The organism is Spiractinospora alimapuensis, from assembly GCF_018437505.1.
Lineage (GTDB): Bacteria > Actinomycetota > Actinomycetes > Streptosporangiales > Streptosporangiaceae > Spiractinospora > Spiractinospora alimapuensis.
This window is the reverse complement of sequence record NZ_CP072467.1, coordinates 922,623-948,820: the sequence shown is the minus strand read 5'-3', so window position 1 is coordinate 948,820 and position 26,198 is coordinate 922,623. Positions and strand designations below refer to the sequence as shown.

Below are 26,198 nucleotides of genomic sequence, written 5' to 3'. Positions count from 1 at the left end.
GGTGGGGGCTCACCCGCACGGGGGAGTCCCTCCCGCGCCGACGTTCGTAGAATCAGTGTCCCCGAGTCGCCCCTGCCTTCCCTCTGAAAGAGCCACCCATGCCTGACGACACCACTGAGCGGCCGCGTCCCGGCGGGCGCCCGTCGCGAGCTCCCTGGCACCTGTGGGTGGTGGGCGTCGCGATGTTCGCGCTCTACGCGGCGGGGGCATGGGATTACGTCAACCTGCTGGAACCCCGCGTGGCCTACATCGAGAGCCAGGGGTGGGGGGCCGAGGCGGTCGCGTACTTCTCGGACTACCCGGGGGCCGTCCAGGTCCTGTGGACGCTCAACGTGGCGGCGGGGCTCGCCGGGCCGGTGCTTCTTCTGCTGCGCTCCCGCTACGCCGCGCCGGTCGCCGCGACCGCCGCCGGCGCCCTGGCGCTACTGATGGTGATCACCTTCACGTTCATGGACCGGTGGGCGGCGCTGGGCGCGTTCACCAACCTCTGGGACGTGGGCATCCTCGTGCTCACCCTCGCGTTCTGGTGGTACTGCCACGCCACGCGTGCCCGGACTGGTCGCCTCCGGCCGGCGACGCCCCTGGGGCGTGACCCGTCCACGGAGCGGGGGGACTAATGTTCGAGGTATGAGGACTCCACCCCGCTGGATGACCGAAACCTCCGAGGGCCACTCGCAGTGGTACATCGACCGGTTCCGCGCGTTGGCCGCCGAGGGCGCCGACCTGGCCGGTGAGGCGCGGACGCTGGACGCGTTGCTGCCTCGGGGCGCCCGTGTGCTCGACGCGGGGTGCGGGACCGGTCGGATCGCCGTGGAGCTGGCCAACCGAGGACACCACGTGGTCGGCGTGGACGTCGACCCCGCGCTGGTCGTGGCGGCCGCGGAGGACCATCCGGGGCCGGAGTACCTCGTCGCCGATCTCGCCGACCTCGACCTGGGTGACACCCACGACCCGTTCGACGCCGCGATCCTCGCCGGCAACGTGATGTGCTTCGTCGCCCCCGACTCCGAGACGGACGTGTTGACCTCGGTCGCCCGCCACGTTCGCGCCGATGGTGTGGTCGTCGTGGGCTTCGGACTGGGGCGCACGCTCACCGTGGCCGACTTCGACCGGCACGTCGCCGCCGCTGGCCTGCGCCTGGAGCACCGTTTCGCGACCTGGGACCTGCGCGCGTGGTCCGACGACGCCGAGTTCGTGGTGAGCGTGCTGCGCCACGACGACGCGCGGGACGTACCGAAGTAGCGTGGTCGGACCGTGCCTAGCTCCGGGGCCGGCGCCGTAGGAAGTCGTCGGCGATGTCGTCGAAGGTCGCCCACCGCACTCCGTCGTGGGCGGAGATGTGGTCGATCAGCCGTTCGTGCATGAGCAGGGTGTGCGGCCGGCCCGACACGTCCGGGTGGACCGTCATGGTGAAGACGGCGTAGTCGTGCTCGCGGTAGACCCAGTCGAACTGGTCCCGCCACTGCTGCTCCAGGTCGCGTGGGTTGACGAAGCCGTGACTGTTCGGGTTGGCCTTGATGAACATCATGGGCGGCAGGTCGTCGAGGTACCAGGACGCCGGGATCTCCACCAGGTCGGTCTCCTCGCCGCGCACCAGTGGTCGCATCCACTCCGCGGCGGGCCGCTCGTAGTCGATCCGGGTCCAGGCGTCGCCCACGCGCACGTAGTACGGCTCGAAGTCGCGGTGCATCAGTGAGTGGTCGTACTTGATGCCCCGTTCCAGGAGCAGCTCGTTGGTGACCGCGGAGAACTCCCACCACGGCGCGACGTACCCGGTGGGCCGTCGCCCCGTCCGCGACTCGATCAGCCCGACGCAGTGGTCCAGGACGGCCTCCTCCTGCTCCCGGGACATCGAGATCGGGTTCTCGTGGCTGTAGCCGTGGACTCCGATCTCGTGACCGGCGCGGTGGCACGCCGCGAACTCCTCCTCGAAGGTCTCGATCGAGTGCCCGGGCCAGAACCACGTGGTGCGTAGTTCCCTGCGTCGGAACAGCTCCAGCATCCTCGGCACCCCGACCTCGCCGGCGAACAGCCCACGTGAGATGTCGCACGGGGAGTCCTCGCCCCCGTAGGAGCCAAGCCATCCGCCTACGGCGTCGACGTCGACGCCGTAGGCGACCAGGATCTCTTTCGCCATGTCCGGTACTCCGTTCCTCGCCGGTCAACGACCGGTTCCCGGGTGCGTCGCGTCCGTCACCCCTGTGAGGCTCCTGCCCGCGGCGCGCCCGCCGGTAACAACGCGGGCCACGCGTCCGACCACGCGCGGGACCGGAATCCGTGGTCGGGGGGAGGGCGGCTACCGCCGCGGGAGTATCGGGGCGGTAACCGTACCTCGGCAGGGTAGCCGCGATTGCCCCCTCGGGGACGACGCCCCACCGACGGTCCCGAGCCCACCATGGGCGCCATGACCACAGACTCACGAAGCGCCTCCTCACCAACGTCCGCGATCACCTGTCACTCCCTGACCAAGAAGTACCGCGGTGTCGCCGTGGTCAACGACGTCAGCTTCGAGGTGGCGCCCGGAAGCGTCACCGGGTTCGTGGGCGCGAACGGTGCCGGGAAGACCACCACGATGCGCATGCTTCTCGGCCTGATCACCCCGACCGCGGGTGACGCCCTGATCATGGGCCAGCCCTACCGGGAGCTCGTCCGTCCCCGTCGCACCGTGGGCGCGGTCATCGACGGCCCTGGTGCCCACCCGCGCCATTCGGCCCGTACGCACCTGCGGATTCTCGCGACCGCGATGGGGGTGTCCCACCAGCGCGTGACCGAGGTCCTCGACCGCGTCGACCTCACCGCCTACGCGCGGGGACGCGTCGGCGGGTTCTCCCTGGGGATGAAGCAGCGCCTCGCCCTCGCGTCGGCCCTCCTGGGGGACCCCGACGTGCTCCTGCTGGACGAGCCGGTCAACGGTCTCGACCCCCGCGGAATCCTGTGGATGCGCGACCTACTGAACGAACTCGCCGGGGAGGGAAGGGCCGTCCTGGTGTCCAGCCACCTCCTGTCCGAACTGGACCAGATCGCCGAGCGCGTGGTCATCATCGACCACGGGGTCATCAAGGCCGACGCCACGGTCGAGGAACTCGCCGAGGGACGGTCCTTGGAGGACGTCTACTTCGAACTCGCCGGATCCCTCGCGGACACCTCCACCAGGACCACGCCCCGGGGAGCCGCACGATGATCACTACCCTTCGGTCGGAGACCCGGAAGGTCGCCGCGACCGGAACCATCTGGTGGCTGCTCCTGACCGCGGCCGGGATCGTCGCCCTGGGGACCTTCCTCGCCGTCGGCCTGAGCGACGCCGAGGGTGACGCGCTCCTCACCGACAACCAGTTGCGGGAGACGATGCACGGCGCCGCGGGCGGGTCGATCCTGATGGCCGCGGTCGGAGTCATCGGGATCGCCGGGGAGTGGCGCACCGGCCAGATCAACCAGACCCTGATGTCCACGCCGCGGCGTTGGTGGGTAGTGACGTCCAAGGCCGGCGTCTACGGGGCACTCGGCGTCGTCTACGGTGTCGTGGCCTCCGGCATCGCGCTGGTCGCCGCCTGGGGCTCCTACCGGGCGGAGAACCTGGTCTTCCCCTTCGACAGCGCGGCCGTGTGGTACTCGCTGCTGGGGGTCGTGCTCGCGGCGGCCGTCTTCGGCGTGCTGGGTGTCGCGGTCGGCGCGCTCGTGCGCAACCCGGTGATCGGCGTCGTCGTGGCGTTGGGATGGTTCCTGCTGATCGAGCCGATCCTCGCCAGCGCTTCCACGACGCTCGGCCGATGGCTCCCTGGTGAGGCGTCGACCGCGCTGACCGGGTTCCCGAACTCGGACCTGCACACCCCGCAGACGGCGGGAGTGCTGTTCGCGGGCATCGCCGTGGGGCTGCTCATCCTGGGAGCGGCGAAGGTGCAGCGCGCGGACGTGACGGTCTAGACGCCCCCGAGGCTGGATGCCAATGGAAGGCGGGCCCGGTGGCATCCTCTCATCTCACGGACGCCCTGGCGCGGGGGAGCCGTGGTCACGGTCCCCGGTGTCGTCCGTCGTCGGTCGGGACGTCAGGGCCTCGCGTGTCTCGCCCTCCGTCGCCGGCTCCAGCTCGTGCGGCTCGAGGGATCCTTCGTCCGGTCCGGAGTCCGCGGCGACCTCCCCCGACCAGCGGCGCCAGAGCCCGCCCACCCGGCCACGTACCGCCTCGGCGTCGTTCGCCGAGGCCGTGAGCGTCCCGTCCCGTTCTGCCGCGACGATGGGGATACCGCGCTCCTGGGCGATCTGGTGGATGACCTCCTTCGTCCGTGGCATCAACGCCAGCAGCAGTACCGAGACGAGCCCGGCCTCCTGTGAGGTCTCGCCGAGGAGCCGGCGACGGTAGACGATCTCCGCGGGCACGCCGGCGGGCAGCCCGTCGGCGGTGTTCTCCCCGTCCGCCTCCTTGGCGTCGAGCAAGTCCCGTGTCCCGCCCTCGACGATCAGGTACATAGTGAGAACGAGACGTCCGACGCGGCGCAGGAGCCAGCGCCGCCCCGGGACCGGGGGACGATCCACAGCAGCCGGTTGAGCTCCGCCTCGAGGACGTGCTCGGTGAGCAGGTCGGCGGGGTTGTGCAACCGGATCTCGGTGACCCGGTCCCAGTCCAGCTCCGAGCCGTCGAATCCGAGCCGTTGGGGTCCGATGCGGACGGCTCCGAACCGGTCGAGCACGCCGAGCAGCCGCACCGCGAACCGCGGAAACCTGGGGATCTTCGCGAGGAGCGCGGCGACCGAGACGCTCCAGTCCTCCTCCAGGGGGTACTCGGGCTGCGGATAGGTGAGCAGTGCCCACCGAAGCCACTCGTCGTCGCCCTCGACCACCACCCCCTCCGAGGTCTCGGCGCCGGGGCGTCGACGGGCTCGCCGGCCGGGGACTCCCACGGCGTCGTTTCCTCGCCGTCAGGCTCCGGCCCGGTGCCCTCGGGGTCGAGGACCTCCCGCGAGGTCGACTCGTCGGGATCGACGGGGCGCTCCGACCCGTCGCACTCACCCGGGGTCGCGGTCGCCTCGGCCGGCGGAACGAGCGTGTCCTGCGCCGGACCGCCGAGTCCGTTCTCGGTGTCGTCGCTGGCGGGCTCCACCGCGTCCCGCACGGTCGCCGTCTGGGCCGGTGCCGTTCCCCGCAGGCCGATTCTCCTGCCCACACCGCCGAAGCGCTCGTGCCACGCCATCGCTCACACTCCCGTCGTTTCGGTCAGTCGCGCCGGGCCGGCGCGCGTCGTCCGGCGAGCCACAAGCGGGCCAATCACGTGATCAGGCTGTGGAGGGGTGGCGTCATGTGGCTCGGCTCGCGGAATGAACGCGGGAAAGACGAACTGGGTTCCATCGCGACCTTGGCGCCCGGGCGGTCCCCACCGCCCCGGGCGGGAGGGCGGACGTGCGGGCGGTGGGTGGTGCCATGTCCATCCCCGCACTTCAGACACTTCTGTCTCGGAATCGGCAGGCACATTCTGTTTTGTGGACCAGTGGCTGAGTCGACGAACGTCCCTGTGGCCACGGTCGGCCAATTCGTTGCTGAGTGTATTGATGTGATTCCGGACAGTGTTTTTCTCGGGTGATTCCGATAAACGCCAGACACGCAACGCGGGCCTGTGCATACGATCTGTAGTGACTCGGCGGTGTTCATCCGCAGACGTTCAAGGGAGGAGCCGTGCGTCGATTCCTTGGTGCGTTCGCGTTCCGAAGAGAACCAGTCGTCTATCTGTTTTCGCTCGCAGCTCTCATCATCACCGCGGCGCGGGTCGCGGGTGGTGCGGACCTATCGGAATTGATGATCGAGGAATGGTATGGCTACGCGGTCGCCGCGCTGATGGCGTTCGGAATCCGGGCCACGGTAACAGCGCCCGAGTCAGTGGACCGGCTGCTGCGCGACCTGAACGGAAGTGATCACTGATGGCGACGATCATCTCTCGAGCCCAGTGGGGGGCGCGGGCGGCGCGTTCCCAGACGTCGGTGGGGATGTCGGAGCGGGTGGAGGTGACGCTGCACTATTCCACGGGTTCCACGTCGCAGACGCCGCGTCAGATTCAGAACTACCACATGGATTCTCGTGGCTGGGTGGATATCGGTTACAACTTCCTGGTCGACAATGACGGCAACGCCTATGAGGGGCGTGGGTGGAACGTGCAGGGGGCGCACGCGGCGCCGCGTAACCGGCAGGGGATCGGAGTTTGCTTCATTGGCTCCGATGGGATGTCGGACGCGGCGAAGCGCGCCGTGATCGCGATCTACGACGAGGCGAACCGGCGGGCGGGCCGCACATTGGCGCGCAAGGGCCACCGGGACATCAACTCCACGTCGTGTCCGGGCAGCGGCAACTACTCGTGGTGGAAGTCCTCGAACTACCGCGACGTCGCCGGCGGCGGAGGAGGGGGAGGGGGCGGCGGCGTGGTGTTGCGCCGCGGCGACTCCGGCGCCCTGGTCGAGGCCCTGCAGAAGGACCTCCTGGCGTTGGGCTACGCGCTGCCCGAACACGGCGCGGACGGTGACTTCGGTGCGGAGACCGAGGCCGCGGTGAAGAAGTTCCAGCGGAGCGCGGGTCTGGAGGCCGACGGGATCGTCGGTCCCGACACACGCGCCGCACTCGACGACGCATTGGAGGACGACATGCCCAAGCACCGCCGCTACGAAGGACGCACCGAACTCGAACTCCCGCCCGGATCCTGGAAGAGCGTCCGACTGGACTCCGTCGCCGACTCGGTCCACGGTGACAAGAACGACGAGGAGCTCTACTCACTCGTCGGCGTCTACGAGAAGGACGGGGCACTCTACGACTTCTCCGTCGGCCTCACCATCCAGGACCTCGCACCCGGCGCCGAGATCCAGGTGCGCGCCACCGAGTACGAACCCGACGGCGACTCCTGGAAGATCGCCCGCAACCGACCCATCCACTCGCCCGCCCACGTCGGCGGCGGCGGACACTTCACCTACGCCTGGAAGGGCAACCTCGCCGCCGGCCGCCGCGTACGCGTCCGCGTCGCCCAGTTCGGCGACACCACCGCCCGACTCACCGCCGCCACATCGGACGTCTTCTACTGGCCCCGATGAGGGCCGGACGACTTGGGCACCGACGCGGCCGAGGAGGTGGGGACGACGCCGCGGAAGGTGGCCCGGTAGGCGCGGGGTGAGACCCCGATCGCGGAGAACACCCGGGTTCGGAGGGCACCGCCACTGCCGAACCCGGCCTCCGCGGCGACCTGGTCGATCGGGAGGTCGGTGCGCTCCAGCAGGTGTAGCGCGTGCGCGACCCGTTGTTGCCGTAGCCACACGCCGGGGGAGACGCCGACCTCCTGGTGGAAGCGGCGCGAAAACGTGCGGACACTCATCGTCGCGCGGTGCGCCAAGTCCTCCAGGCTGATGCGTGGGTCCCGCAGGTTCGACAACGCCCACGAGCGCGCCGGCGCGGTGGAGTCCTCGCCGGTGTCGGGGACGGGCAGCGCGATGTACTGGGCCTGACCGCCCTCCCGGTGTGGAGGGACGACCGTGGCTCGGGCCGCACGGTTGGCCACCGCGACCCCGAAGTCACGTCGCACCAGGTGGAGGCACAGGTCGAATCCGGCGGCCTCACCCGCGGAGGTGAGGACGTCGCCCTCGTCCACGTACAGCACGTCCGGGTCCAACGCCACTGAGGGGAAGAGGGACCGGAACCGCGTGGTCGACTTCCAGTGCGTGGTCGCGCGCCGACCGTCGAGCAGCCCCGCCGCGGCGAGAACGAACGCGCCGGTACAGATCGACGCGATCCGCGCGTCGGGACGGACGAGCTCCAGCGCGTCCCGCAGGTCCCGGTCCAGCTCGCCGGTCGTCTCCGGCGGCCCCTCCTCGTGCGTCGCCACGACGATGACCGTGTCCGCGAACGCGAGAGCCGGTGGGCCGTGGGTGACGGTGATGGGGAAGTCGGCGTTGGTCCGGATCGCGCCGGGCCGAGTGGCGCAGGTGAGGACGTCGTAGTGTGGCTCGCCGTTGGCGTCGGTCGCGGCGTCGAACATCTGGTGGACCAGGCCGAGCTCCAGGGGCAGTACCCCGTGGCGGACCAGTACCGCCACCTGGTGGCGTGGACGGGAGGTCATGGCCAGATCCTGTCAGTCATTGGCTGGCGCGCCACTGTTTCCGCGCCCGAGGAGGCGCGATCCTCGAGGGCATGAGAGTTCACTGGATCTTCGCACACCCCGAACCGGCGTCGCTGAACGGGACACTGATGCGTCAGGGCGTGGACGAGCTACGAGGCCAGGGCCACGAGGTCGAGGTGTCCGACCTCTACGCCATGGGGTGGAAGGCGGTCCTCGACGCGGACGACATGGCGCCACGAACGAACGACAACGCTCGGTTCCTGGTCGGAGCGGCACAGGAGGAGGCACAGGCGGCTGGCCGGCTCAGCGCCGACATCCGGGCCGAACAGGAGAAGATCGCCCGCGCGGACACGCTGGTCCTCCAGTTCCCGCTGTGGTGGTTCGGGCCACCCGCGATCCTCAAGGGATGGTTCGACCGCGTCCTGGTGCAGGGGTTCGCCTTCGGGCTACGCGGGGCGGAGGGGCAGGTCCGGCGGTACGGCGACGGGGGACTGGCCGGCAAACGGGGCCTCGTCGTGACCTCGGTCGGCGCGCGGGAGTCGGCCTTCGGCCCGCGCGGAATCCACGGCCACGTGGACGAGGTACTGTTCCCGGTGCTGCACGGCGTCATGTGGTACACCGGCGTCGCCGCCGTGCCACCGATGGTGGTCTACGGCGCCGACCGCGCGACGCCGGCCGATGCCGTGGAGTACGGCCAGGAGCTGCGGCGTCGCCTGCGCACGCTGCCGCACACCCCGACCCTCGCCTACCGGCACGAGCGAGGAGGCGAGTACGACGACGACCTGGTGCTGCGTGACCACCTGTCGCCCGGACGCCTCGGACTCGGTGCCCACACCCGTGAGGACGCGGAGACGGACGCCCACGGCCGGGCCGCGGACCCGCGTCACGCCGGGGTCGGGGTGGGGGTGCTGGATGGTTGACGGGGCCGTGGTGGATCGCCCGCGCTCATGACGAGGGCGCCGAGGATCAGTGTGTGACCAATGGCCTTGACGCCCTTCTGACCGGACCCTACGTCCGCGTGCACGACGAGGTGACTCCGTGGCCGGAGCGGCCCGGCGAGCGCGGGCCGGCGCCTGTGCTCACCAAGGCCGAACCGACGTGTGTGGCCCTGGCTCACGTCCCGCCGCGCCACGACTCCGAACGCCGTCGGACGCGCTGCTCCAGCCCGTCGTGTCGCTGGCCCCAGTCAGTCCCGACCTGGCGCGAGAGACAGCGTTGATGGACGGTACTCCGCTGCGCCGCTGCGCCGCTGCGCCTCGCGCGTCACGCGGCCGACCAGGATGCCCAGCACGGATCGTCCCGTGAGCCGCGGCCTGGGCCACGCTCAGGCATCATCGCGCAGCGGCTGCAGTCGGCGACGGCCACTCCCTCATCCGAAAGCGCTCAACAGCACTCCCTAGACCAGCAATCGGCCCCGGCCCGTGCCCGGGGCCGCGTACAACCACTCGACCTCCAGCTCCACGACGACGACCGTGGCCGGCGGGAAGGAGTCGGGCGCGTCGTCGAGGAACCCGGTCGCCAGCAGCGCCATGGACGGATTGTGGCCGATCACCAACAGGGTCCCCACGGCGGGCTCGGTCATCGTCACGAGTTCCAGCGTCGTGTCCGGGGACGCGCCGTACAGCGCGCTCTCGGCCTCGACGGGCGGCGTGGCCCCGAGCCCCGCGAGCACACCGTCGGCGGTGGCGCGGGTGCGTCGCGCGTCGGAGCAGACCACCAGGTCCGGGACGAGGCCCGCGGCGCGCAACCGACTCCCCACCTCGTCCGCCTGACGTTCGCCGTCCGGGGTGAGCTCCGCGTCGTGATGGGTGCCCGTCGCCCGGGCGTGCCGCATCAGCAACAGCCGCCGCACACCGCCACGGGGGGCGCTGGTGACGGAGGCGGGCGTCGGTACGGAGTCAGACACGAACAATCAGTCCCTTGCCGGTCAGCGGTCGCGACGTCCCAGCATAGGACGTACGCCCCTTCCCGGGGTGTGGTGTCTCATATACCATGTACCGTGCATGCCCTGAGGACGTAGGTGTTCCCGTCGGACCGGGCGGCCCGACGCCGAACCGGTGGATGGGTGCGATGAGCGACGCGAACGAAGGACTGCCGACGCTGACCTTCCAAGGATCACGGTCCCAGGTCGTCGCCGACTCGATCCGCAAGGCCATACTGTCCGGGAAGCTCGCGCCCGGCCAACCGTTGGTGGAACGGGAGCTGTCCCAACAGTTCGGTGTCTCCAAGACCCCCGTACGCGAGGCCCTGATCGGTCTGGTCGGCTCCGGCCTCGTCGACCAACACCACTATCGCGGGATGACCGTACAGAGGGTGTCGCCCGAGCTCGCGCGGGACGTGTTCGAGACCCGCGACCGTCTCGAACCGTACGCGATCGGCCTCGCCGCGCACCGTGTCGACGACGCGGACGTCTCCGAGGCCCAGACGGTGCTGGACCGGGCCGGAGAGCACGGACGGCGCGGAGCGTGGATCGACATGCAGCTCCTGAACCGCTCCTTCCACCGACGCCTCTACGGGGCCTGCGGAAACCCCGTGATGTGTCGCTATCTGGACGGCCTTCAGGATCTGGTCGCCCTCATCTCCCTTTCGGGCTGGACCCAGCGCACCACCTGGGAACAGGAACACGCCGAACACCAACGTATTCTCGACGCGGTCGCCGCGAGGGACGCCGCGGCGGCGGAGGCCGAGGCGCGGGCACACATGAATGGTTTCGTCACACAGTTGATGGACAGCCTCGCCGCCGAGGACCGAGGCCCCACGAACACGACCTGAGGCGACGGCGCCCAACCGACCCAGACCCACGCCGGACACAGCATCCACCAGGAGGGACGTCGTGAGCGTAGAGCAGCACCGGCCAGGAGAGACGAGCGTGGCGTTCGTGGGGTTGGGGATCATGGGCGAACCCATGGCCCGCAACCTCCTCACCGCGGGGTTCGCCGTCACGGTCCACAACCGCAGCCAGCCCGCGATGGACCGTCTGCGCGCGGCCGGCGCCTCCACGGCCGCCAGTCCCGCCGAAGCGGCCGAGAACGCGGACGTCACCATCCTCATGCTCCCCGACGCTCCGGACGTGCGCGCGGTGGTGCTGGGCGACGACGGGGTCGCCTCCACCGCCCGTCCGGGCAGTCTCGTCATCGACATGAGCACCATCTCCGCCGAGGAGACCAAGGAACTCGCGGCGCGGCTGGAGGCGAAGGACATCCACCTGCTGGACGCGCCCGTCAGCGGAGGCCAGACCGGCGCGGTGGAGGCAACTCTCACCGTCATGGTCGGCGGGGCCGAGGAGGACGTGCGGCGCGCGTGGCCGATCCTCACCGCGCTCGGTACCACCGTGACCCACCTCGGCGGTACCGGCGCCGGCCAACTCGCCAAGGCCGCGAACCAGATCGTGGTCGCGGGCACGATCCAGGCGGTGGCCGAGGCCCTGACCCTGATGCGACACAGCGGGGTCGACGCCGGGCAGGTGCGAGAGGCGCTCCCGGGAGGCCTCGCCGGGAGCAAGATCCTCCAGGTGCACGGTCAGCGCATGGTGGACGGCGTCTACGAGCCGGGTTTCCGGGCCCGGCTCCACCACAAGGACCTCGGCATCGCGTTGGAGGCGGGCGCCGCCGCCGGAGTGCCCCTCGCCACCACGTCCCTCGTTCACCAGTTCCTGGGGTCCCTCGTCGCGTCCGGGCGGGGCGACGAGGACCATTCCGCCCTGGCGCGGGTCGTCGACGGCCTCGCCGGAGGCTCGAACGGAGGCCACCAGTGACCGACCACGGCCCCGAGGGAACACGCGAGGCCGGCGCGGCCGCCGTGGAGGCACTCGCCCAGGCGGGGGTACGCCGCTTCTACACGGTTCCCGGAGAGAGCTTCCTCCCCGTTCTCGCGGCGGTCGAACGGGACCCGGCGCTCACACTGGTCTCCGCGCGGCACGAGTCGGGAGCGGCGTTCATGGCGGAGGCCGACGCCGCGTTGACCGGCCATCCGGCCGTCGCCATGGCCACTCGGGGGGTCGGCGCCGGCAATCTCTCCATCGGACTGCAGACCGCCTACGAGGGCTCGACACCCCTGATCGCGCTTCTCGGGCAGGTGGAGACCGACCATCTGGGCAAGGGCGCGTTCCAGGAGGTGAATCTGGAGGCGTTCCTCGGACCCATCACGAAGTGGGTCACCACCGTGCACCGGGGGGACCGGGTCGCGGAACTCGTCGGTCGGGCCTACGAGATCGCCGTGTCGGGACGCCCCGGGCCGGTCGCCGTCGCGCTTCCCGCCGACGTCCTCTTCACCCAGGTGGCGGCCCCTCTCCCGATCTACGGCCAGGCCGGTCGGGCCGGGCGTCCCGTCGCGGCCGAGTCCGACGTCGACGAGCTCGCCAAGCGCCTGCGGGCGGCACGGAGCCCGGTGCTCGTCGTGGGCAGCGGAGCACGCGGGTGCCACGACCCCCTGATCGAGGTCGCCGAGGGGTACGGTCTGGGTGTCTACACCGCGTTCCGGCGTCAGGACACCTTCCCCAACGATCACCCGCACTACCTGGGCCACCTGGGACTGGGAGGAGGCCCGACCACCCGCGCGCTGCGCGAGGCCGACCTCGTCGTCCTCGTGGGCAACCGGCTCGACGAGATCACCAGTCAGGGGTACAGCCTTCCGGGCGCCGAGACCGACGTCGTCCAGGTCGACGTGGAACCGGGGCCGCTCGGCAGTCCGGGACGCCCGGTGCAGCGGTTGACCGCCGACGTCCCCAGCACACTGGCCGCCCTAGCGCGGCGCGTGGGGGCCGCGGCGTCCGCCTCCCGCGACTGGACCTCGGCCCGCGCCACCTACACCAAGTCGGTGCGGATCCCCGACGCCGAACAACGCACGGGAGTGCACCCGGCCCGTGCCGTGGCGGCGCTGCGCCGAAGGCTCCCGGCCGACACGATCGTCACGAACGACGCCGGGAACTTCGCGGCGTTCCTGCAGCGCCACTGGGGGTTCAGCCACCCACGCACCCAGTTGGGGCCGGTCAACGGCGCCATGGGCTACGCGGTCCCCGCCGGCGTCGCGGCCGCGCTCGCCGAGCCGGACCGCCACGTCCTCGCCGCGGCCGGCGACGGCGGCTTCCTGATGACCGGAATGGAGGTCGAGACCGCGGTCCGCCTCGGCGTCGACCTCACCGTCGCGGTGTTCCGCAACGGCCTCTACGGCACGATCGCCATGCACCAGGCGATGACCTACGGAGAACTCGCGGCGGTCGACATCGGAGAGGTGGACGTCGCCGCCATCGCCCGCGGCCTCGGGGCGCGCGCCTTCACCGTGCGTGACGAGGCCGCGCTGGACGCCGCGCTCGACAGCCTCAGCACCACGCCCTCGGGCGTGACCGTCCTGGACATCGTGACCGACCCCGACCTCATCGCCCCCGGCGCCCGGCTCTCCACCGACCTCCACTAGGTCGTGTTCTCCTCGCGGCGCGCTCGGTGCCGCCGGGACCCTCCACCACGGCGGGGGCGTCGCCGAGCGCCCCCGCCGGCGACCGTGCCTCCCCGGTCGGCCCTCAGCGCGGCCCCCTCTCGACGGGCCGTGTCGCGTCCGGGACCACGGCGCGTTCCTCCCCGACCACGTCGACCAGACATCCGGCCGTGCCGCCGACTCCCTGAGCCGTCACCCACCAACCCCGAGTCCGGAATCCACTGAGACCGACCCACCCTCCGCGTCGATTCCGTGTATCCGCCCAATTCGCGTCGTCGCTTTTCCGACCCCGCAAGAATCCAATCCATCCGCCGGCTGGTGCCACATCGACACCAGTCCAGCCGATATGCGCTAATTCCAATCGCGCGGGTTTTTCGATTTGATTCACACTGGTTTCGGCTAATCGCAGCTATTGACACCTAAAATGCGTTATGTACCGTATCTAGTGAATGAGCTCATCGTGCGAATAAGACGTGACGGTCGATGTGTCGCCCGGCGCATCGACTTCCTGTCCCACCGAATCCCGACCAAGGGGTGACGATATGGACTGGGGACTAGTCGTACAGGAATGGGCACTCTTTCCGAGCGCGATCTGGGCATCGTGACCAGCCTGGTCGTGATGATCGCGCTCGTGCTGGGCGGGGTCATCGGGATCGCGGTCGGGCTGATGCCGGGCCTGACCGCGGTAATGGCCATGTCGCTGCTGCTGGGGTTCATGCTGAACCTGCCGCTGGAAGCTGGGCTCGGGCTCCTGGTCGGCGTCTACTGCGGGGCCATCTACTCCGGCAGTATCACCGCCATCATGCTGAACATCCCCGGCACACCCGCCGCGGCGGCGACCACACTCGACGGATTCCCGCTGGCGAAGAAGGGAAAGGCGCGCGAGGCCGTGGGAACCGTCACCTGGGCGAGTTTCTTCGGCGAGTGGATCGGGGTGATAGTCGGATTCTTCCTGCTGCCGTTCGTCGCCGTCATCGCCCTCAGTCTGGGCGACTGGGAACTGTTCCTGGTCGCGATCATCGGCATTCTCCTCGCCGGGAGTCTCGCCGGGAACAGTCCATTGCGCGGCTGGATCGCGGCCTTCATCGGAATCGCCATCAGCACTGTGGGAACCGATCCCATTTTCGGAACTCCGCGTTTTGGTTACACGCCCGAACTCATGCGGGGAATCGACTTCGTGCCGGTGCTCATCGGCCTCTTCGGTGTCGCCGAGATTCTCGTCGTACTCCGGTCCCGCCAGCCCTACACGCTCTCCGGCCGGCCGGGCCGCGCCATCACCCGGTGGGACATCCTGCGCAAGCCCGCCAGTGTGGTCAACATCGTCCGCTCCGGCCTGATCGGCGTGTTCATGGGCATCGTTCCCGGCGCCGGGGAGTCGGCCTCACCGTGGATCGCCTACGACGTCGCCCGAAGGCGGTCCAAGACGCCGCGGGAGTTCGGACGTGGGTCCCACCAGGGGCTCATCGCCGCGGAGACGGCCAACCAGTCGACGTCCGGCGGGGCGCTGATCCCCACGCTCACCCTCGGGATCCCGGGCAGCGGGCCGACCGCGATCCTCCTCGCGGCGCTGTTCATGTACGGCGTGCGTCCGGGACCGAACCTCATCGTCGAGGAACCCGGGTTCATCTCGACCACGATCGCGCTCTTCCTCGTCTCCGCGATCATCATGCGGGTCCTGGCCTACCTCGCCTCCACCTACTTCATCCGCCTGCTGTCGATTCCACGGGGCATCATCCTGCCCATCGCGGTCGCGTTGGGATTCATCGGCGCGTGGGGCGTCGGCTTCACCGTGTTCGACATCCAGGTCGTGCTCATCGCCGGGCTGGTCGGGTACCTGCTACGCAGTCGCGGGTTTCCCCTCGCACCACTCGTCCTCGGTGTCCTCATCGGCCCCATCGCCGACCAGTCGCTACGGCGCGCGATCCTCACCTACGAGGGTGACTTCGCCACCATGCTGGCGCGTCCGATCGGGCTCGTCCTCATCGCCTTCCTCCTGCTCATGATCGCCCAGAACGTGTGGTCCAAGCGCCGCGCCCGCGCGAAGGCGCATGAGACCACCACCGACTCCACCGCGACCGACACGAGAGCCGACGAGGACGACGCCACGGGCACCGACACCACCACCTCCGGCACAAGCTCCGAGGCCGCTGCGTCGGCGACGGACCGCACCGTGACCGACGCGCCCCGACCATCCGACCCATCCGACGCCCCAGCGCATCCGGCCCAACGAGACGAGCCAGGCCCCGAACGCCCCCGCCCCGACGACCCGAGCTGACCACCGCCACCCCTGGAGGTCCGACCGTGTCCCAACGAGTCGCCCCCCGCTCCGTCGCCGCGATGCACTCCTTCGTCACCACGATCCTGCGCTCCCACGGTGCCCCGCCGACGACGGCCGACCCGGTCGCACGCCACATGCTCTGGGCCGACCGGCGCGGCACCGAGACCCACGGCCTGGTCCGACTCCCCGCCTACGTCGAGAGGGTACGTCGCGGGACCCTCGACCCGACGGCCCGCCCCCACGTCGAGGCCCGACACGGCGCCGTGACGACGGTGGACGCCAACCACGGTTTCGGCCACGCCGCCGCCGACTACGCCATGAACCACGCCCTGGAACGCTCACGTTCCGACGGCGTCGGTGTGACCACCGTGCGCCGCAGCGGGCACTTCGGAGCCGCGGGCGCCTACGCCGCGATGGCCGCCACACAGGGCGCCGTCGGCATCGCCATGACCAACGCGGCGCCACTGATGGCTCCGACCGGCGGTCGAGAACGCCGGGTCGGAAACAACCCGATCGCCGTCGCCGTCCCCTTCTCCGAGTTCCCGATCGTCCTGGACATCGCGATGAGCGCCGTCGCCGCGGGACGCGTCATGCTCGCCGCGCGCCGAGGGGAGTCCATCCCCGACTCCTGGGGCGCGGACCGGCGCGGCCGACCGACCACCGACCCCCATGAGGTCCTCGCCGGGGGCGGTCTGTTGCGGCCGGTCGCCGACCACAAGGGGTACGGTCTGGCGCTCGTCGTCGATCTGCTCACCAGCGTCCTCGGTGGAGGGGCGCCCGGGATCGACGTCAAACGCCTCGACCAGGACGGACCGGTGGACGCCAGCCACACCTGTATCGCCCTGGACGTCTCCGCGTTCGGCGACCCGACCGGGTTCGCCGACCGGATCGAGGCGCTGGCCGCGACAATGCGGGCCACCCCGCTCGCCGACGGAGCCGAGCGTGTCCTGCTGCCGGGGGAGCGCGAGGCGGAGGTCGCGCGCCGGCGCGACGAGCACGGCATCGACTATCCGGACGACATCTTCGCGGCCCTGGAACGGCTCGCCGCCGACGTCGCGTGCCCGCTGCCGCCGCCGGCCGAGATGGTCTCCGACGGGGTGGAGCGGTGACCGCCGGAGGAGTCCCCGGCCTCGTCTACGTGGACGACCCCGTCCACCCCGACGCCGTGGACCACCTTCGCCGCCACGGCCCGGTCGCCCTCGGCTACGGGCCGGACGCGACCCCGTTCGACGCCGTGTGCGCGAACGTGACCGGCGTCCTGGTGCGTACCGGGACGTTCGACGCCACCCGGATCGACGCGGCCCCCCACCTGCGGGTCATCGCCCGACACGGGGTGGGCACCGACGCCATCGACGTGCGGACGGCCGCCGAGCGGGGGGTGCTCGTCCTCGTCACCCCCGAGGCCAACAGCGCGTCCGTCGCCGAGCACACCATCGGTCTGCTCGTCGCGGCGGCACGGCGGTTCCCCCAGGCCAGCCACGCCGTCCGCTCCGGACGGTTCCTCGAGCGGGACGGACTGGCGGGGCTGGAGCTCGCCGACAGCACGCTCGCGGTGATCGGCTTGGGGCGGGTCGGCCGGCGGGTCGCCACCATCGCCCAGGCCATGGGGATGAACGTGCGCGGCCACGACATGCCCGAAGCCGCCACCACGACCCCGCCCGGCGTCACCCGCGCGGCGACGCTCACCGACGCGTTGCGCGGCGCACACGCACTCACCCTGCACGTTCCCCTGACCGAGCACACCCGAGGGCTCATCGGGCCCACGGAACTCGACCTGCTCGCCAACGGGGCCGTCGTCGTCAACGCCGCGCGCGGCGGGGTGCTGGAGGAACCCGCGCTCGTCGAACGGCTCCGCGCCGGCCGGATCGGTGGTGCCGGCCTCGACGTCTACGCCGTGGAGCCACCCCCGGACGATTCGCTCCTGCTCGACCTCGACACCGTCGTGCTCACCCCACACACCGCGGCGCACACGGCCGCGGCGCTGCGCCGGATGTCCCTGCACGCGGCCCACGGGATCACCGCCGTGCTCGACGACCGCCCGCTCGACCCCACCGCCGCCCCCGTCCGTCCGGACTGACCCAGCCACCCCGAGCGTCCAGCACCACGCGCTGACACGAGGAGGAAACGTATGTCGTTCCGTCAACGGGTCGACGAGGGAGAGACGGTCCTCGGGACCATGATCTCCGAAGTCGCCAACCCCAACACCGCGGTCATGGTGGCCACGGCCGGCTTCGACTTCTTCATCATCGACATGGAACACGGGACCTACGACTACTCCCAGATGGCCGGACTCATCGCGGTGGCGCGCGGCCGGGGCGTGGCGCCCCTGGTGCGGGTCCCGGAGATCCGCCGCGAGACCATCCTCAAACCGCTCGACGCCGGCGCCGCCGGACTCGTCGTCCCCCAGGTGGAGGAGGTGGAGCAGGTCGAGGAGGTCGTGGCCCACGGCCTCTACCCTCCCCGCGGGCGACGCGGCGTCGCCCTCCGTCGCGCCCACAGCGACTACGCTCCCGGCCCCGCCGCCGAGTACATGCGCGCGGCCGACCGCGAGACGCTGTTGCTGGTCCAGATCGAGACGGCCCGCGCCGTCGACAACGTCGACGCCCTGGCCGCGGTCGAGGGCCTCGGCGGGTTCCTCATCGGGCCGTTCGACCTCTCCGTCGACCTGGGCCTGCCCGCGGACGTCACCCACGACGAGCTGCGCCGGGCCTACCGCAGGGTCATCGCCGCCGCGCGCGAGCGGGGTCTCGTCGCGGCCATCCACGTCTTCGACCCACGCATGGCCATCGAACTCATCCACGACGGCATCACCATGTGCTCGGTCGGCAGCGACGTCAACTCCATCGTCGACCAGGCCAGTGACAACGTCCGGGTCGTGCGCGAGGCGGTCAGGCCGTGACGTGCGGTGAGCGAGGAAAGGAAGACAATCATGCGCCCCACCCACCGATTCCCCCGCCGCGTGGCGCTGCCCGTCGGCGTCGTCGCGATGGTCACCGTCCTGGGCCTGGCCGGTTGCGCCAGTGGCGGGACGGGCGCCGACGCCTATCCCGCCCGACCCGTCGAGCTCACCGTCGGGTGGTCCGCGGGCGGTAGCTCCGACCTGGTCAGCCGGGGCCTGGCCACGGAGATGGAGGACGACCTCGGAGTCGCCGTCCAGGTCACCAACGTGGAGGGCGCGACCGGCGGGGTGGGAGCCTCACAGGTCGCCAACGACCGCGCCGACGGCTACTCGATCTTCGGTGGGGCCAGCACGGCGGGTATGTGGCGTGTCATGGACCAGTCCGACGTGTCCTGGGAGGACTTCTACGCGCTGCTCGCCGGCCCCTCGCCCACCACCATCTACGTGGCCGGTGACAGCGACGTGGAGACCGTGGAGGACCTCGTCGCCGCGATGGAGGAGGATTCCTCGATGCGGTACGGCACGCCCGGGCCCGGCAGCAACGGCCACATCTTCGGTGAACTGCTCACCGAGGAGACCGGAACCGAGGCCGAACACATCCCCTATGACGGCGGGAGCGAGGCCGCCCGCTACCTCGCCGCGGGCGAGGTCGACTTCATCTCCGTGACCCAGGGCGACGTGGTGGCCATGGCCGAGTCCGGGGACGTGCGCCCCATCGTCAACCTGTTCGAGGACGTGGTGGAGTTCGCCGGAACCGAGATCCCGCCGATTACGGAGTCCTACCCCGACCTCGTCGAGCAGGTGGCGATCAACCCCTGGTTCGGGATCTACGTGCCCCGGGACACCGACCCCGAGATCGTGGAACGGCTGGCCGAGTCGGTGCGGAACGCCACCGAACAGGACGGCTTCGTCGACCTCTACGAGAGCGACCTCGGGGGAGTCGTCGACTTCACCGTCGGTCCCGAGTCCGACGAGGCCATGGCGCGGGTGGAGGCAAGCCGGTCCTGGGCGTTGGACACCCTGGGCCTGACGGAGCAGAACCCGGCGGACCTTGACATCCCCGAGATCGAGGACTTCGTCTGGCCTCCGCACGAACGAGCCGAGAACGCCGCGCCGTGGCCGGAGGCACTGCGGTGACCGCGCCGGAACCGGCGACGGTCGCGGAGGAACGGACACCGACCAGGTCGGTGGGCGACCTCGGACTCGGGCTCGGCCTGGTCGCGGTGTGCGTGGGCGGGAAGCCAGGCGTGGACGATGCCCCGACGCGGTGACCTCGGCCTGCTCACGAGCCCCGGACTCACCCCGTTCCTCGCCTGCGCCGTCATCGCCGCGCTCAGCCTCGTCCTCGTCGTGCGCGCGGTGTGGCGAGGCGCACTCCGCGGGATCGTGACGCGGACCCGGGAGATGGCGGGCAGCGACGAGTCCCGACGGGTGGTGGTGCTCGTCGTCCTCATGGGCGTCTACGTAGGCCTGATCGGCGTCGTCCACTACGCGGTCGTGACCACGGCGTTCCTGCTCGCCAGCTTCCTGTTCGTGCGGGCGGGCGGATGGGCCACCGTGGTCGTGGCCACGGTCGTGGGCGTGGGGCTCACCGCGTTCGTCATCCCCTACGCGTTCACGATGCCCCTGCCGTGACGGCGCCCCTCCGCGCGGGGACGCGCGGAGGGGCGCCCCCGTCGTCCGCGGTCGCGGGCCCGGATCCAGGGTCCGGGCCCGCGTCGCTAGGAGAGTCCCAGGATCTCCCCGTCGGCGTCCAGGTCGATGCGTCCGGCCGCGGGGGAGGCCCCGAGGCCGGGCATGGTGCGCATGTCCCCGCACACGGGGTAGACGAAGCCCGCGCCCACCGACGCACGTACCTCGCGCACGGGAAGGGTCCACCCACGCGGGGCGCCCGCCACGGCCGACGGATCGGCCGTCGTGGACATGTGGGTCTTGGCGACGCACACGGACAGACCGCCGAATCCGGCCTTCTCGTAGGTCTCCAGTTGCCGGGCCGCCTGGGCGCTGTAGGAGACGTCGCCGGCTCCGTACACCCGCCGGGCGATCGTCTCGATCTTCTCCGTCAGCGGGGCGGAGTCGGGGTAGAGGAACGCGAAGTCCGAGCCCTCGGCGCAGGCCTCCACCACGGCGGCGGCGAGGTCCTCGGCACCGCGTCCGCCGTCCACGAAGTGGGTCGCGACCGCGCACCGGGCGCCCATGTCCGCGGCGATGTCGGCGATCGCCCGGTGCTCCTCGTCGGTGTCGTCGGGGAACGCGTTGACGGCCACCACCGGCGTCACCCCGTGCGTGCGCACGATGCCGATGTGGTGCCGGAGGTTGGCCTCCCCGGGGAAGCGGTCCTCCGGCTGGGCGTGCTCGCGCATGGCCCGGACGGTGGCGACGACGACCGCCGCGTCCGGCGTGAGCCCGGAGGCCCGGCACTTGATGTTGAAGAACCGCTCCGCCCCCATGTCGGCGCCGAACCCGGCCTCGGTGACCAGGTACTCCCCGGAGTGGATGCCGATGAGGTCGGCCAGGATCGAGGAGTTGCCGGTCGCGATGTTGCCGAAGGGGCCCGCGTGCACGAGGACAGGGGTGTTCTCCAGGGTCTGCAACAGGTTGGGCTGCAGCGCGTCGCGCAGGAGCACCGCCATCGCCCCCGCCGCCTCCAGTTGTTCGGCGGTCACCGGCTCGCCCGTGGGCGTGTAGCCGACCACGATGCGGCCCAGTCGGTCCCGCAGGTCCTCGAGGTCCCGGGTCAGTCCGAGCAGGGCCATGACCTCCGAGGCCGCGGTGATGTCGAAGCCGGTCTGGCGCGGAACCCCGTCCGCGGCGGAGCCGAGGCCGATGACGATGTTGCGCAGCGCCCGGTCGTTGACGTCCAGGACACGGCGCCACGTGATGGTGTGTGGGTCCAGGCCGAGCGTGTTCCCGTGGTGCAGATGGTTGTCGATCATGGCGGCGAGCAGGTTGTTGGCCGCCGTCACCGCGTGGCTGTCCCCGGTGAGGTGCAGGTTCAGTGCCTCCATGGGCACGACCTGGCTGTAGCCGCCGCCCGCGGCGCCGCCCTTGATGCCGAACGTGGGTCCCATGGACGGTTGTCGCACCGCGATCGTCGCCTGGTGCCCGAGCCGGTTCAGGCCCTGTCCGAGGCCCACGGTGGTGGTGGTCTTTCCCTCGCCGGCCTTGGTCGGGGTGATCGCCGTGACCACGACGTACTTCGCGGGAGGTGTGGGGGTTCCGTCGGCCGACGTGGCCAACTCCGTCACCGCCTCGAGGTCGATCTTGGCGACGTCGGAGCCGTAGGGACGCAACAGGTGCGCGCCCAGCCCCATCTGTCGACCGATCTCCGTCAGCGGCGTCAACGTGGCGTCACGTGCGATCCGTAGGTCACTGGGGAACGGAGCCATTGCGTCTCCTACAGCTCGGGGCGGATATCCACACACCCCGATACTGGCCTCTTGTGCCGTATAACGCAACGAGTTGCGCCCAAAGAATCTTCGCGTGTTTCGTCGAGGGAAGGTGACGAGTTTCTCCGTCTCTTGAGTGGCCTCGTGCCTGGTCACAGGCACATCGTGATCTTGCTGTTCTTGCGATTCACGCGCCCACCTGGCACATTCTCGGTTAGTCGTGAGAATCGGTCATTGAATGCGGTGATATGGACTTTCTTGAATACCTGGGGCGACGGTGGGATCACCTTCTGGAGCTCACGATCGACCACACGGTGATCGTCCTCGTCGCCGTCGCGATCGCCACGGTGGTGGGGGTGGGGCTGGGTGTCGCGACCTACCGGACGGACCGGCCACGGGAGATCATCCTCGCGGTGACGGGCGCGTTCCTCACCATCCCCTCGCTCGCGCTGTTCGGACTGTTCATCGTGCCGCTGGGCATCGGCTGGACCAACGTGCTCGTCGCGCTGGTCATGTACTCGCTGCTGCCGATCGTGCGCAACACGATCGTCGGCCTGCGCCAGGTCGACCCGGCCGTCGTCGAGTCCGCCGCGGGCATGGGGATGGGGCGGGCCCGCCGACTGTTGCTCGTCGAGCTCCCACTCGCCTGGCCCGTGATCCTGACCGGAATGCGCGTCTCCACGGTCCTGATCGTGGGGATCGCGGCGATCGGCGCCTACGTGAACGGGCCCGGTCTCGGCAACGACATCTTCCGCGCGCTGGGGCGCATCGGCAGCCCCGCGTCCCTGAACATCGCCCTGGGCGGGCTGCTCGGCGTGATCGTCGTCGCCGTCGTCCTCGACGCCCTCTACGTCCTAGTGTCCCGGCTCACCACTTCGCGAGGCCTCCGATGACCACCAAGATCCACCTGGAGAACCTGACGAAGCGGTTCCCCGGTCAACAGACCCCCGCGGTCGACGACCTCACCATGGAGATCCCCGAGGGCGAGGTGGTCGTGTTCGTCGGCCCGTCGGGCTGCGGCAAGACGACCACGATGAAGCTGATCAACCGTCTGATCGAGCCGACCTCCGGCCGGATCCGGATGGACGACGTCGACGTCACCCACGTCAACCCCGACCAGCTACGACGCCAGATCGGCTACGTGATCCAGCAGATCGGCCTGTTCCCCCACATGACGATCCACGACAACATCGCGACCGTCCCCAAACTGCTCAAGTGGAATCCGGGCCGGATCAAGGAGCGGGTCGAGGAACTCCTCACCATGGTCGGGATGGATCCAGGCGTCTACGCCCGCCGCTACCCCAAGGAGCTGTCCGGTGGACAACGCCAACGGGTCGGCGTCGCGCGCGCGATGAGCGCCGATCCCGACGTCATGCTGATGGACGAGCCGTTCGGTGCCATCGACCCCATCACCCGCGACCGGCTGCAAAACGAGTTCCTGCGGATCCAGAGCGAGATCAAGAAGACCATCGTGTTCGTCACGCACGACATCGACGAGGCGATCAAGATGGGCGATCGGATCGCGATCCTGCGCGAACGTTCCCAGGTGGTCCAGTACGACACCCCGGAGAGGATCCTGGTCGCGCCCGAGAACGACTTCGTGGCCGACTTCATCGGACGTGGAGCGGGGCTCAAGCGGTTGAACCTGAGCCGGGTCGCCGACATCGAGATCGGTGACTGGCCCACCCTGCGCGCCGACGCCACCCGCGCCGATGTCGAGGACGCGCTGCGCCGCTCCGACCAGACGGCGGTGCTGGTCCTGGACCACGACGACCGCCCCCGCCGGTGGCTCGGCCGCGACCACCTCGACTCCGCCGTCGACGGCGAGCTGGACCGGACCGGTCTCCTCGCCGACGCCGTGGTGCGCCAGCGGGCGACGCTGAGCGACGCGCTGAACGAGATGCTCGTCGCCAGCTTCTCCACCGCGATCGTCGTCGACGACGATGACCGGTACCGCGGCACCGTCGACATCCACGCCATCAACGAGGCCGTGCGCGGGATGCGCGCCGCCGAGCGGGGCCGGGCGAGCGGACAGCTCGGTGTCGCCGACGCCGACACCGCCGGGGGAGGTGCGTCGCCATCGCTGTGACGGACCGACCCACGCAGGACCCGGCCGCGCCGGCGCCACCGGCCACGCGGCCCACCCGGCCGCGCCGCACGCTCGCCGGCTACCTGTTCATGCCGCTCCTGCTCCTGGCCGTGCTCTTGGCACTCGCCTGGTGGGTCCAGCGGCGTCCGCTGGACAGCATCGAGTCCCGGGTCCTCACCGTCGCCAACATCGCCCAACGCACGGGTGAGCACGTCTCGTTGACCGTCGTGTCGACACTGCTGGTGCTGGTGATCGCCGTCCCGCTGGGGATCGTGCTGACCCGGCGGTGGGCGCGACCGATCACCCCGTTCACCGTCGCCGTGTTCAACATCGGTGTCGCCGTGCCCTCCATCGGGTTCGTCGCGCTGTTCGCCCTCATCTGGGACATCGGGTTCTGGCCCGCCGTCGCCGCGCTGGTCGCCTACGCGGCGCTGCCGGTGCTGCGCAACACGATGGTAGGGCTGCGACAGGTCGACCCCACGGTGATCGAGTCGGCGCGGGGGATGGGCATGGGATCGGGCCTGGTCCTGCTGCGCATCGAGCTCCCCCTCGCGGTGCCGGTGATCCTCGCCGGGATCCGAACCGCCCTGGTCATCAACGTGGGCTCGGCCGCCGTCGCCACCTTCATCGGAGCCGGCGGACTCGGCAGCCTGATCGTCACCGGTTCGGTGCAGGTCCGTCCCCTCATCACCCTGGTCGGCGCCGTGCTCACCGCGGTACTGGCGCTGCTCATCGACTACCTCGCCGGCCTCGCGGAGGACCGCTTGCGCCCGCGGGGGCTTTCCGACAACTCTGAGGAGTAGAGATCATGGCCAAGACACATCGGACTCTCGCGGGCGTCGCCGTCACGGCGCTCGCGCTCAGCGCCTGTGGAGGCGGCGGGTCCGACAGTGGGCCGGGCGACGGCTCCCTCGACGGTGCCCCCATCGTCGTGGGATCGAAGGAGTTCCCTGAGCAGACGATCCTCGGCCACATCGCGATCCGCGCCCTGGAAGAGGCCGGCGCCGACCCCGTGGACGAGACCGGCATCGAGGGCACGGAGAACGTGCGTCGCGCCCTGGAGACCGAGGAGATCGACCTCTACTGGGAGTACACCGGCACCGGCTGGAGCGCCCTGCTCGGACACGAGATCGAGGACGCCCCCGACAGCGCCGAGGAGCTCTACGCGGCCGTCGCGGAAGAGGACGAGGAGAACGGCGTCGTCTGGTACGACCCGGGGCCGATGAACAACACTTACGCCGTGGCGAGCGCCCCTGGCGTGGCCTCCGGCCTCGGGGTCACCACCATCTCCGAGTACGCCGAACTGGTCGAGGACACCCCCGAGGACGCGTCCATGTGCGCCGCCGCGGAGTTCATCACCCGCGACGACGGCCTGCCCGGACTGGAGCAGGACTACGGCTTCGACCTCCCCGGCGGCCAGCTCCACGAGATGGAACTCGGCGTGATCCACACCCGCGTTCCCGACAGCGACCCGTGCAACTTCGGCGAGGTCTTCGCCACCGACGGAGAGATCGTCACCAACGACCTCGAGGTGCTGGAGGACGACCTGGAGTCCTTCCCCAGCTACAACGTCGCCCTGACGACCCGCTCCGACATCGACGACGAGTACGGCGACGCGCTGCGCGACCTGTTCGCGCCCATCACCGAGGCACTGACCGACGAGGTGATGCAGGACCTCAACGCCCGCCTGATCGAGGAGGGCGAACTCGAGGAGATCATCGCCGAGGACTTCCTCATCGACCACGACCTGATCTAGGTCGTCGGGGTTCTTGCGCACGTGTGGGGCACGGTCGTACCGGCTCCACACGTGCGGCCCGCCCGGTCCATAAGGGAGAGGGGCCGCGCGAAGCTGGCCGGTGGATCGTCGAGCCGGCCGTGTCCGCCCCAGGCCGGTCGGCATCCCCGTCGCGGGAGTCCCCGCGGGGAGTTCGTGGCCTCCGGACGGTCGCGGAAAACGCGGATGGGCACGATCGCGGTCACCGCGCCCGTGAAGGACGTGGGCCCGGTCCCACTGGGAACGGGTGTGGCGTGTC

26 protein-coding genes are annotated in these 26,198 nt (G+C 70.4%); 20 read left to right on the top strand and 6 right to left on the bottom strand.

From position 1 onward, the window contains the following. The first annotated feature begins 98 nt into the window (after window positions 1–98). Together J4H86_RS04440 and J4H86_RS04435 are read left to right on the top strand one after the other, a co-directional pair. Window positions 99–617, top strand: coding sequence for a hypothetical protein (locus J4H86_RS04440; RefSeq protein WP_236542236.1), 519 nt, complete (start codon window positions 99–101; stop codon window positions 615–617). A gap of 31 nt (window positions 618–648) precedes the next feature. Then, a complete protein-coding gene (locus J4H86_RS04435; protein ID WP_236542235.1) occupies window positions 649–1,242 on the top strand; it encodes a class I SAM-dependent methyltransferase in 594 nt (197 codons plus the stop codon). 16 nt (window positions 1,243–1,258) lie between these two features. Here the strand turns inward: J4H86_RS04435 and J4H86_RS04430 are convergent, their stop codons facing one another. Continuing rightward, entirely contained in the window at window positions 1,259–2,137 is an 879-nt protein-coding gene (locus J4H86_RS04430) for a polysaccharide deacetylase family protein (RefSeq protein ID WP_236542234.1), read from the bottom strand. Window positions 2,138–2,404: 267 nt separating this feature from the next. Here J4H86_RS04430 and J4H86_RS04425 point away from each other — a divergent pair, with 267 nt between their 5' ends. After that, window positions 2,405–3,181 (top strand): ABC transporter ATP-binding protein, encoded by a 777-nt coding sequence (locus tag J4H86_RS04425; RefSeq protein ID WP_236542233.1) that lies wholly within the window; start codon window positions 2,405–2,407, stop codon window positions 3,179–3,181. Continuing rightward, window positions 3,178–3,921: a hypothetical protein gene (locus J4H86_RS04420; RefSeq protein WP_236542232.1), complete on the top strand. Its 744-nt coding sequence runs from the start codon at window positions 3,178–3,180 to the stop codon at window positions 3,919–3,921. The genes J4H86_RS04425 and J4H86_RS04420 overlap by 4 nt, the downstream gene beginning before the upstream one ends. Window positions 3,922–3,975: 54 nt before the next feature. Here J4H86_RS04420 and J4H86_RS04415 read toward each other — a convergent pair whose 3' ends face one another. Together J4H86_RS04415 and J4H86_RS04410 are read right to left on the bottom strand one after the other, a co-directional pair. Next, on the bottom strand, window positions 3,976–4,464 hold the full coding sequence (locus J4H86_RS04415; protein WP_236542231.1) for a hypothetical protein: 489 nt from the start codon (window positions 4,462–4,464) through the stop codon (window positions 3,976–3,978). Further along, window positions 4,455–4,895, bottom strand: coding sequence for a hypothetical protein (locus tag J4H86_RS04410; protein ID WP_236542230.1), 441 nt, complete (start codon window positions 4,893–4,895; stop codon window positions 4,455–4,457). Before J4H86_RS04410 ends, J4H86_RS04415 begins: the two co-directional genes overlap by 10 nt. Before the next feature lie 769 nt (window positions 4,896–5,664). Here J4H86_RS04410 and J4H86_RS04405 point away from each other — a divergent pair. Next, window positions 5,665–5,907 (top strand): hypothetical protein, encoded by a 243-nt coding sequence (locus tag J4H86_RS04405; RefSeq protein ID WP_236542229.1) that lies wholly within the window; start codon window positions 5,665–5,667, stop codon window positions 5,905–5,907. Then, the gene (locus J4H86_RS04400; RefSeq protein ID WP_236542228.1) at window positions 5,907–7,061 is read left to right on the top strand and encodes a peptidoglycan recognition protein family protein; all 1,155 of its coding nucleotides are present in this window, start codon (window positions 5,907–5,909) and stop codon (window positions 7,059–7,061) included. The genes J4H86_RS04405 and J4H86_RS04400 overlap by 1 nt, the downstream gene beginning before the upstream one ends. On the opposite strand, the gene J4H86_RS04395 is transcribed toward J4H86_RS04400, so the two are convergent. Continuing rightward, the gene (locus J4H86_RS04395) at window positions 7,046–8,080 is read right to left on the bottom strand and encodes a GlxA family transcriptional regulator (RefSeq protein WP_236542227.1); all 1,035 of its coding nucleotides are present in this window, start codon (window positions 8,078–8,080) and stop codon (window positions 7,046–7,048) included. The two genes, J4H86_RS04400 and J4H86_RS04395, sit on opposite strands and share 16 nt — an antisense overlap. Before the next feature lie 71 nt (window positions 8,081–8,151). Here J4H86_RS04395 and J4H86_RS04390 point away from each other — a divergent pair, with 71 nt between their 5' ends. Continuing rightward, a complete protein-coding gene (locus J4H86_RS04390) occupies window positions 8,152–9,000 on the top strand; it encodes an NAD(P)H-dependent oxidoreductase (RefSeq protein WP_236542226.1) in 849 nt (282 codons plus the stop codon). Between the two features lie 476 nt (window positions 9,001–9,476). Here J4H86_RS04390 and J4H86_RS04385 read toward each other — a convergent pair whose 3' ends face one another. Beyond that, a complete protein-coding gene (locus J4H86_RS04385; RefSeq protein WP_236542225.1) occupies window positions 9,477–9,986 on the bottom strand; it encodes a SixA phosphatase family protein in 510 nt (169 codons plus the stop codon). A 164-nt stretch (window positions 9,987–10,150) separates the two neighbouring features. Here J4H86_RS04385 and J4H86_RS04380 point away from each other — a divergent pair, with 164 nt between their 5' ends. The 9 genes from J4H86_RS04380 (at window position 10,151) to J4H86_RS04340 (ending at window position 20,322) form a co-directional block, all read left to right on the top strand. Further along, window positions 10,151–10,852 carry a GntR family transcriptional regulator gene (locus J4H86_RS04380; protein WP_236542224.1) on the top strand — a complete coding sequence of 234 codons (702 nt, stop codon included), beginning with the start codon at window positions 10,151–10,153 and terminating at the stop codon, window positions 10,850–10,852. Window positions 10,853–10,913: 61 nt separating this feature from the next. After that, window positions 10,914–11,834: an NAD(P)-dependent oxidoreductase gene (locus J4H86_RS04375; RefSeq protein WP_236542223.1), complete on the top strand. Its 921-nt coding sequence runs from the start codon at window positions 10,914–10,916 to the stop codon at window positions 11,832–11,834. Next, complete coding sequence (locus J4H86_RS04370) at window positions 11,831–13,492, top strand: thiamine pyrophosphate-dependent enzyme (protein WP_236542222.1); 1,662 nt, start codon at window positions 11,831–11,833, stop codon at window positions 13,490–13,492. The genes J4H86_RS04375 and J4H86_RS04370 overlap by 4 nt, the downstream gene beginning before the upstream one ends. 586 nt (window positions 13,493–14,078) lie before the next feature. Beyond that, window positions 14,079–15,785, top strand: coding sequence for a tripartite tricarboxylate transporter permease (locus J4H86_RS04365; RefSeq protein ID WP_236542221.1), 1,707 nt, complete (start codon window positions 14,079–14,081; stop codon window positions 15,783–15,785). A gap of 26 nt (window positions 15,786–15,811) precedes the next feature. Beyond that, entirely contained in the window at window positions 15,812–16,897 is a 1,086-nt protein-coding gene (locus J4H86_RS04360) for an Ldh family oxidoreductase (protein WP_236542220.1), read from the top strand. Next, entirely contained in the window at window positions 16,894–17,865 is a 972-nt protein-coding gene (locus J4H86_RS04355) for an NAD(P)-dependent oxidoreductase (RefSeq protein ID WP_236542219.1), read from the top strand. The genes J4H86_RS04360 and J4H86_RS04355 overlap by 4 nt, the downstream gene beginning before the upstream one ends. 51 nt (window positions 17,866–17,916) lie before the next feature. Next, window positions 17,917–18,687 carry an HpcH/HpaI aldolase family protein gene (locus J4H86_RS04350; protein ID WP_236542218.1) on the top strand — a complete coding sequence of 257 codons (771 nt, stop codon included), beginning with the start codon at window positions 17,917–17,919 and terminating at the stop codon, window positions 18,685–18,687. A gap of 30 nt (window positions 18,688–18,717) precedes the next feature. Next, window positions 18,718–19,824 carry a Bug family tripartite tricarboxylate transporter substrate binding protein gene (locus J4H86_RS04345; protein ID WP_236542217.1) on the top strand — a complete coding sequence of 369 codons (1,107 nt, stop codon included), beginning with the start codon at window positions 18,718–18,720 and terminating at the stop codon, window positions 19,822–19,824. A 117-nt stretch (window positions 19,825–19,941) separates the two neighbouring features. Continuing rightward, window positions 19,942–20,322: a tripartite tricarboxylate transporter TctB family protein gene (locus J4H86_RS04340; RefSeq protein ID WP_236542216.1), complete on the top strand. Its 381-nt coding sequence runs from the start codon at window positions 19,942–19,944 to the stop codon at window positions 20,320–20,322. An 86-nt stretch (window positions 20,323–20,408) separates the two neighbouring features. Here the strand turns inward: J4H86_RS04340 and J4H86_RS04335 are convergent, their stop codons facing one another. After that, window positions 20,409–22,076: a formate--tetrahydrofolate ligase gene (locus J4H86_RS04335; RefSeq protein ID WP_236542215.1), complete on the bottom strand. Its 1,668-nt coding sequence runs from the start codon at window positions 22,074–22,076 to the stop codon at window positions 20,409–20,411. 248 nt (window positions 22,077–22,324) lie between these two features. Between J4H86_RS04335 and J4H86_RS04330 the strand changes: the two genes are divergently transcribed. From J4H86_RS04330 to J4H86_RS04315, 4 genes are read left to right on the top strand one after another with little or no spacing between them, the layout of a single operon-like run. Then, a complete protein-coding gene (locus tag J4H86_RS04330; protein ID WP_236542214.1) occupies window positions 22,325–22,969 on the top strand; it encodes an ABC transporter permease in 645 nt (214 codons plus the stop codon). Next, a complete protein-coding gene (locus tag J4H86_RS04325; protein ID WP_236542213.1) occupies window positions 22,966–24,165 on the top strand; it encodes a betaine/proline/choline family ABC transporter ATP-binding protein in 1,200 nt (399 codons plus the stop codon). The genes J4H86_RS04330 and J4H86_RS04325 overlap by 4 nt, the downstream gene beginning before the upstream one ends. Next, window positions 24,162–24,968 carry an ABC transporter permease gene (locus tag J4H86_RS04320; protein WP_236542212.1) on the top strand — a complete coding sequence of 269 codons (807 nt, stop codon included), beginning with the start codon at window positions 24,162–24,164 and terminating at the stop codon, window positions 24,966–24,968. Before J4H86_RS04325 ends, J4H86_RS04320 begins: the two co-directional genes overlap by 4 nt. Window positions 24,969–24,973: 5 nt before the next feature. Further along, window positions 24,974–25,921, top strand: coding sequence for a glycine betaine ABC transporter substrate-binding protein (locus tag J4H86_RS04315; protein WP_236542211.1), 948 nt, complete (start codon window positions 24,974–24,976; stop codon window positions 25,919–25,921). Window positions 25,922–26,198 lie beyond the last annotated feature (277 nt).

Excerpts from the sequence above, each read along its gene's own strand:
- J4H86_RS04440 (WP_236542236.1), top strand. The coding sequence starts at position 99 with ATGCCTGACGACACCACTGAGCGGCCGCGTCCCGGCGGGCGCCCGTCG.
- J4H86_RS04435 (WP_236542235.1), top strand. The coding sequence starts at position 649 with ATGACCGAAACCTCCGAGGGCCACTCGCAGTGGTACATCGACCGGTTC.
- J4H86_RS04430 (WP_236542234.1), bottom strand. The coding sequence starts at position 2,137 with ATGGCGAAAGAGATCCTGGTCGCCTACGGCGTCGACGTCGACGCCGTA.
- J4H86_RS04425 (WP_236542233.1), top strand. The coding sequence starts at position 2,405 with ATGACCACAGACTCACGAAGCGCCTCCTCACCAACGTCCGCGATCACC.
- J4H86_RS04420 (WP_236542232.1), top strand. The coding sequence starts at position 3,178 with ATGATCACTACCCTTCGGTCGGAGACCCGGAAGGTCGCCGCGACCGGA.
- J4H86_RS04415 (WP_236542231.1), bottom strand. The coding sequence starts at position 4,464 with ATGTACCTGATCGTCGAGGGCGGGACACGGGACTTGCTCGACGCCAAG.
- J4H86_RS04400 (WP_236542228.1), top strand. The coding sequence starts at position 5,907 with ATGGCGACGATCATCTCTCGAGCCCAGTGGGGGGCGCGGGCGGCGCGT.
- J4H86_RS04395 (WP_236542227.1), bottom strand. The coding sequence starts at position 8,080 with ATGACCTCCCGTCCACGCCACCAGGTGGCGGTACTGGTCCGCCACGGG.
- J4H86_RS04390 (WP_236542226.1), top strand. The coding sequence starts at position 8,152 with ATGAGAGTTCACTGGATCTTCGCACACCCCGAACCGGCGTCGCTGAAC.
- J4H86_RS04380 (WP_236542224.1), top strand. The coding sequence starts at position 10,151 with ATGAGCGACGCGAACGAAGGACTGCCGACGCTGACCTTCCAAGGATCA.
- J4H86_RS04365 (WP_236542221.1), top strand. The coding sequence starts at position 14,079 with ATGGGCACTCTTTCCGAGCGCGATCTGGGCATCGTGACCAGCCTGGTC.
- J4H86_RS04350 (WP_236542218.1), top strand. The coding sequence starts at position 17,917 with ATGTCGTTCCGTCAACGGGTCGACGAGGGAGAGACGGTCCTCGGGACC.
- J4H86_RS04345 (WP_236542217.1), top strand. The coding sequence starts at position 18,718 with ATGCGCCCCACCCACCGATTCCCCCGCCGCGTGGCGCTGCCCGTCGGC.
- J4H86_RS04340 (WP_236542216.1), top strand. The coding sequence starts at position 19,942 with ATGCCCCGACGCGGTGACCTCGGCCTGCTCACGAGCCCCGGACTCACC.
- J4H86_RS04335 (WP_236542215.1), bottom strand. The coding sequence starts at position 22,076 with ATGGCTCCGTTCCCCAGTGACCTACGGATCGCACGTGACGCCACGTTG.
- J4H86_RS04330 (WP_236542214.1), top strand. The coding sequence starts at position 22,325 with ATGGACTTTCTTGAATACCTGGGGCGACGGTGGGATCACCTTCTGGAG.
- J4H86_RS04325 (WP_236542213.1), top strand. The coding sequence starts at position 22,966 with ATGACCACCAAGATCCACCTGGAGAACCTGACGAAGCGGTTCCCCGGT.
- J4H86_RS04315 (WP_236542211.1), top strand. The coding sequence starts at position 24,974 with ATGGCCAAGACACATCGGACTCTCGCGGGCGTCGCCGTCACGGCGCTC.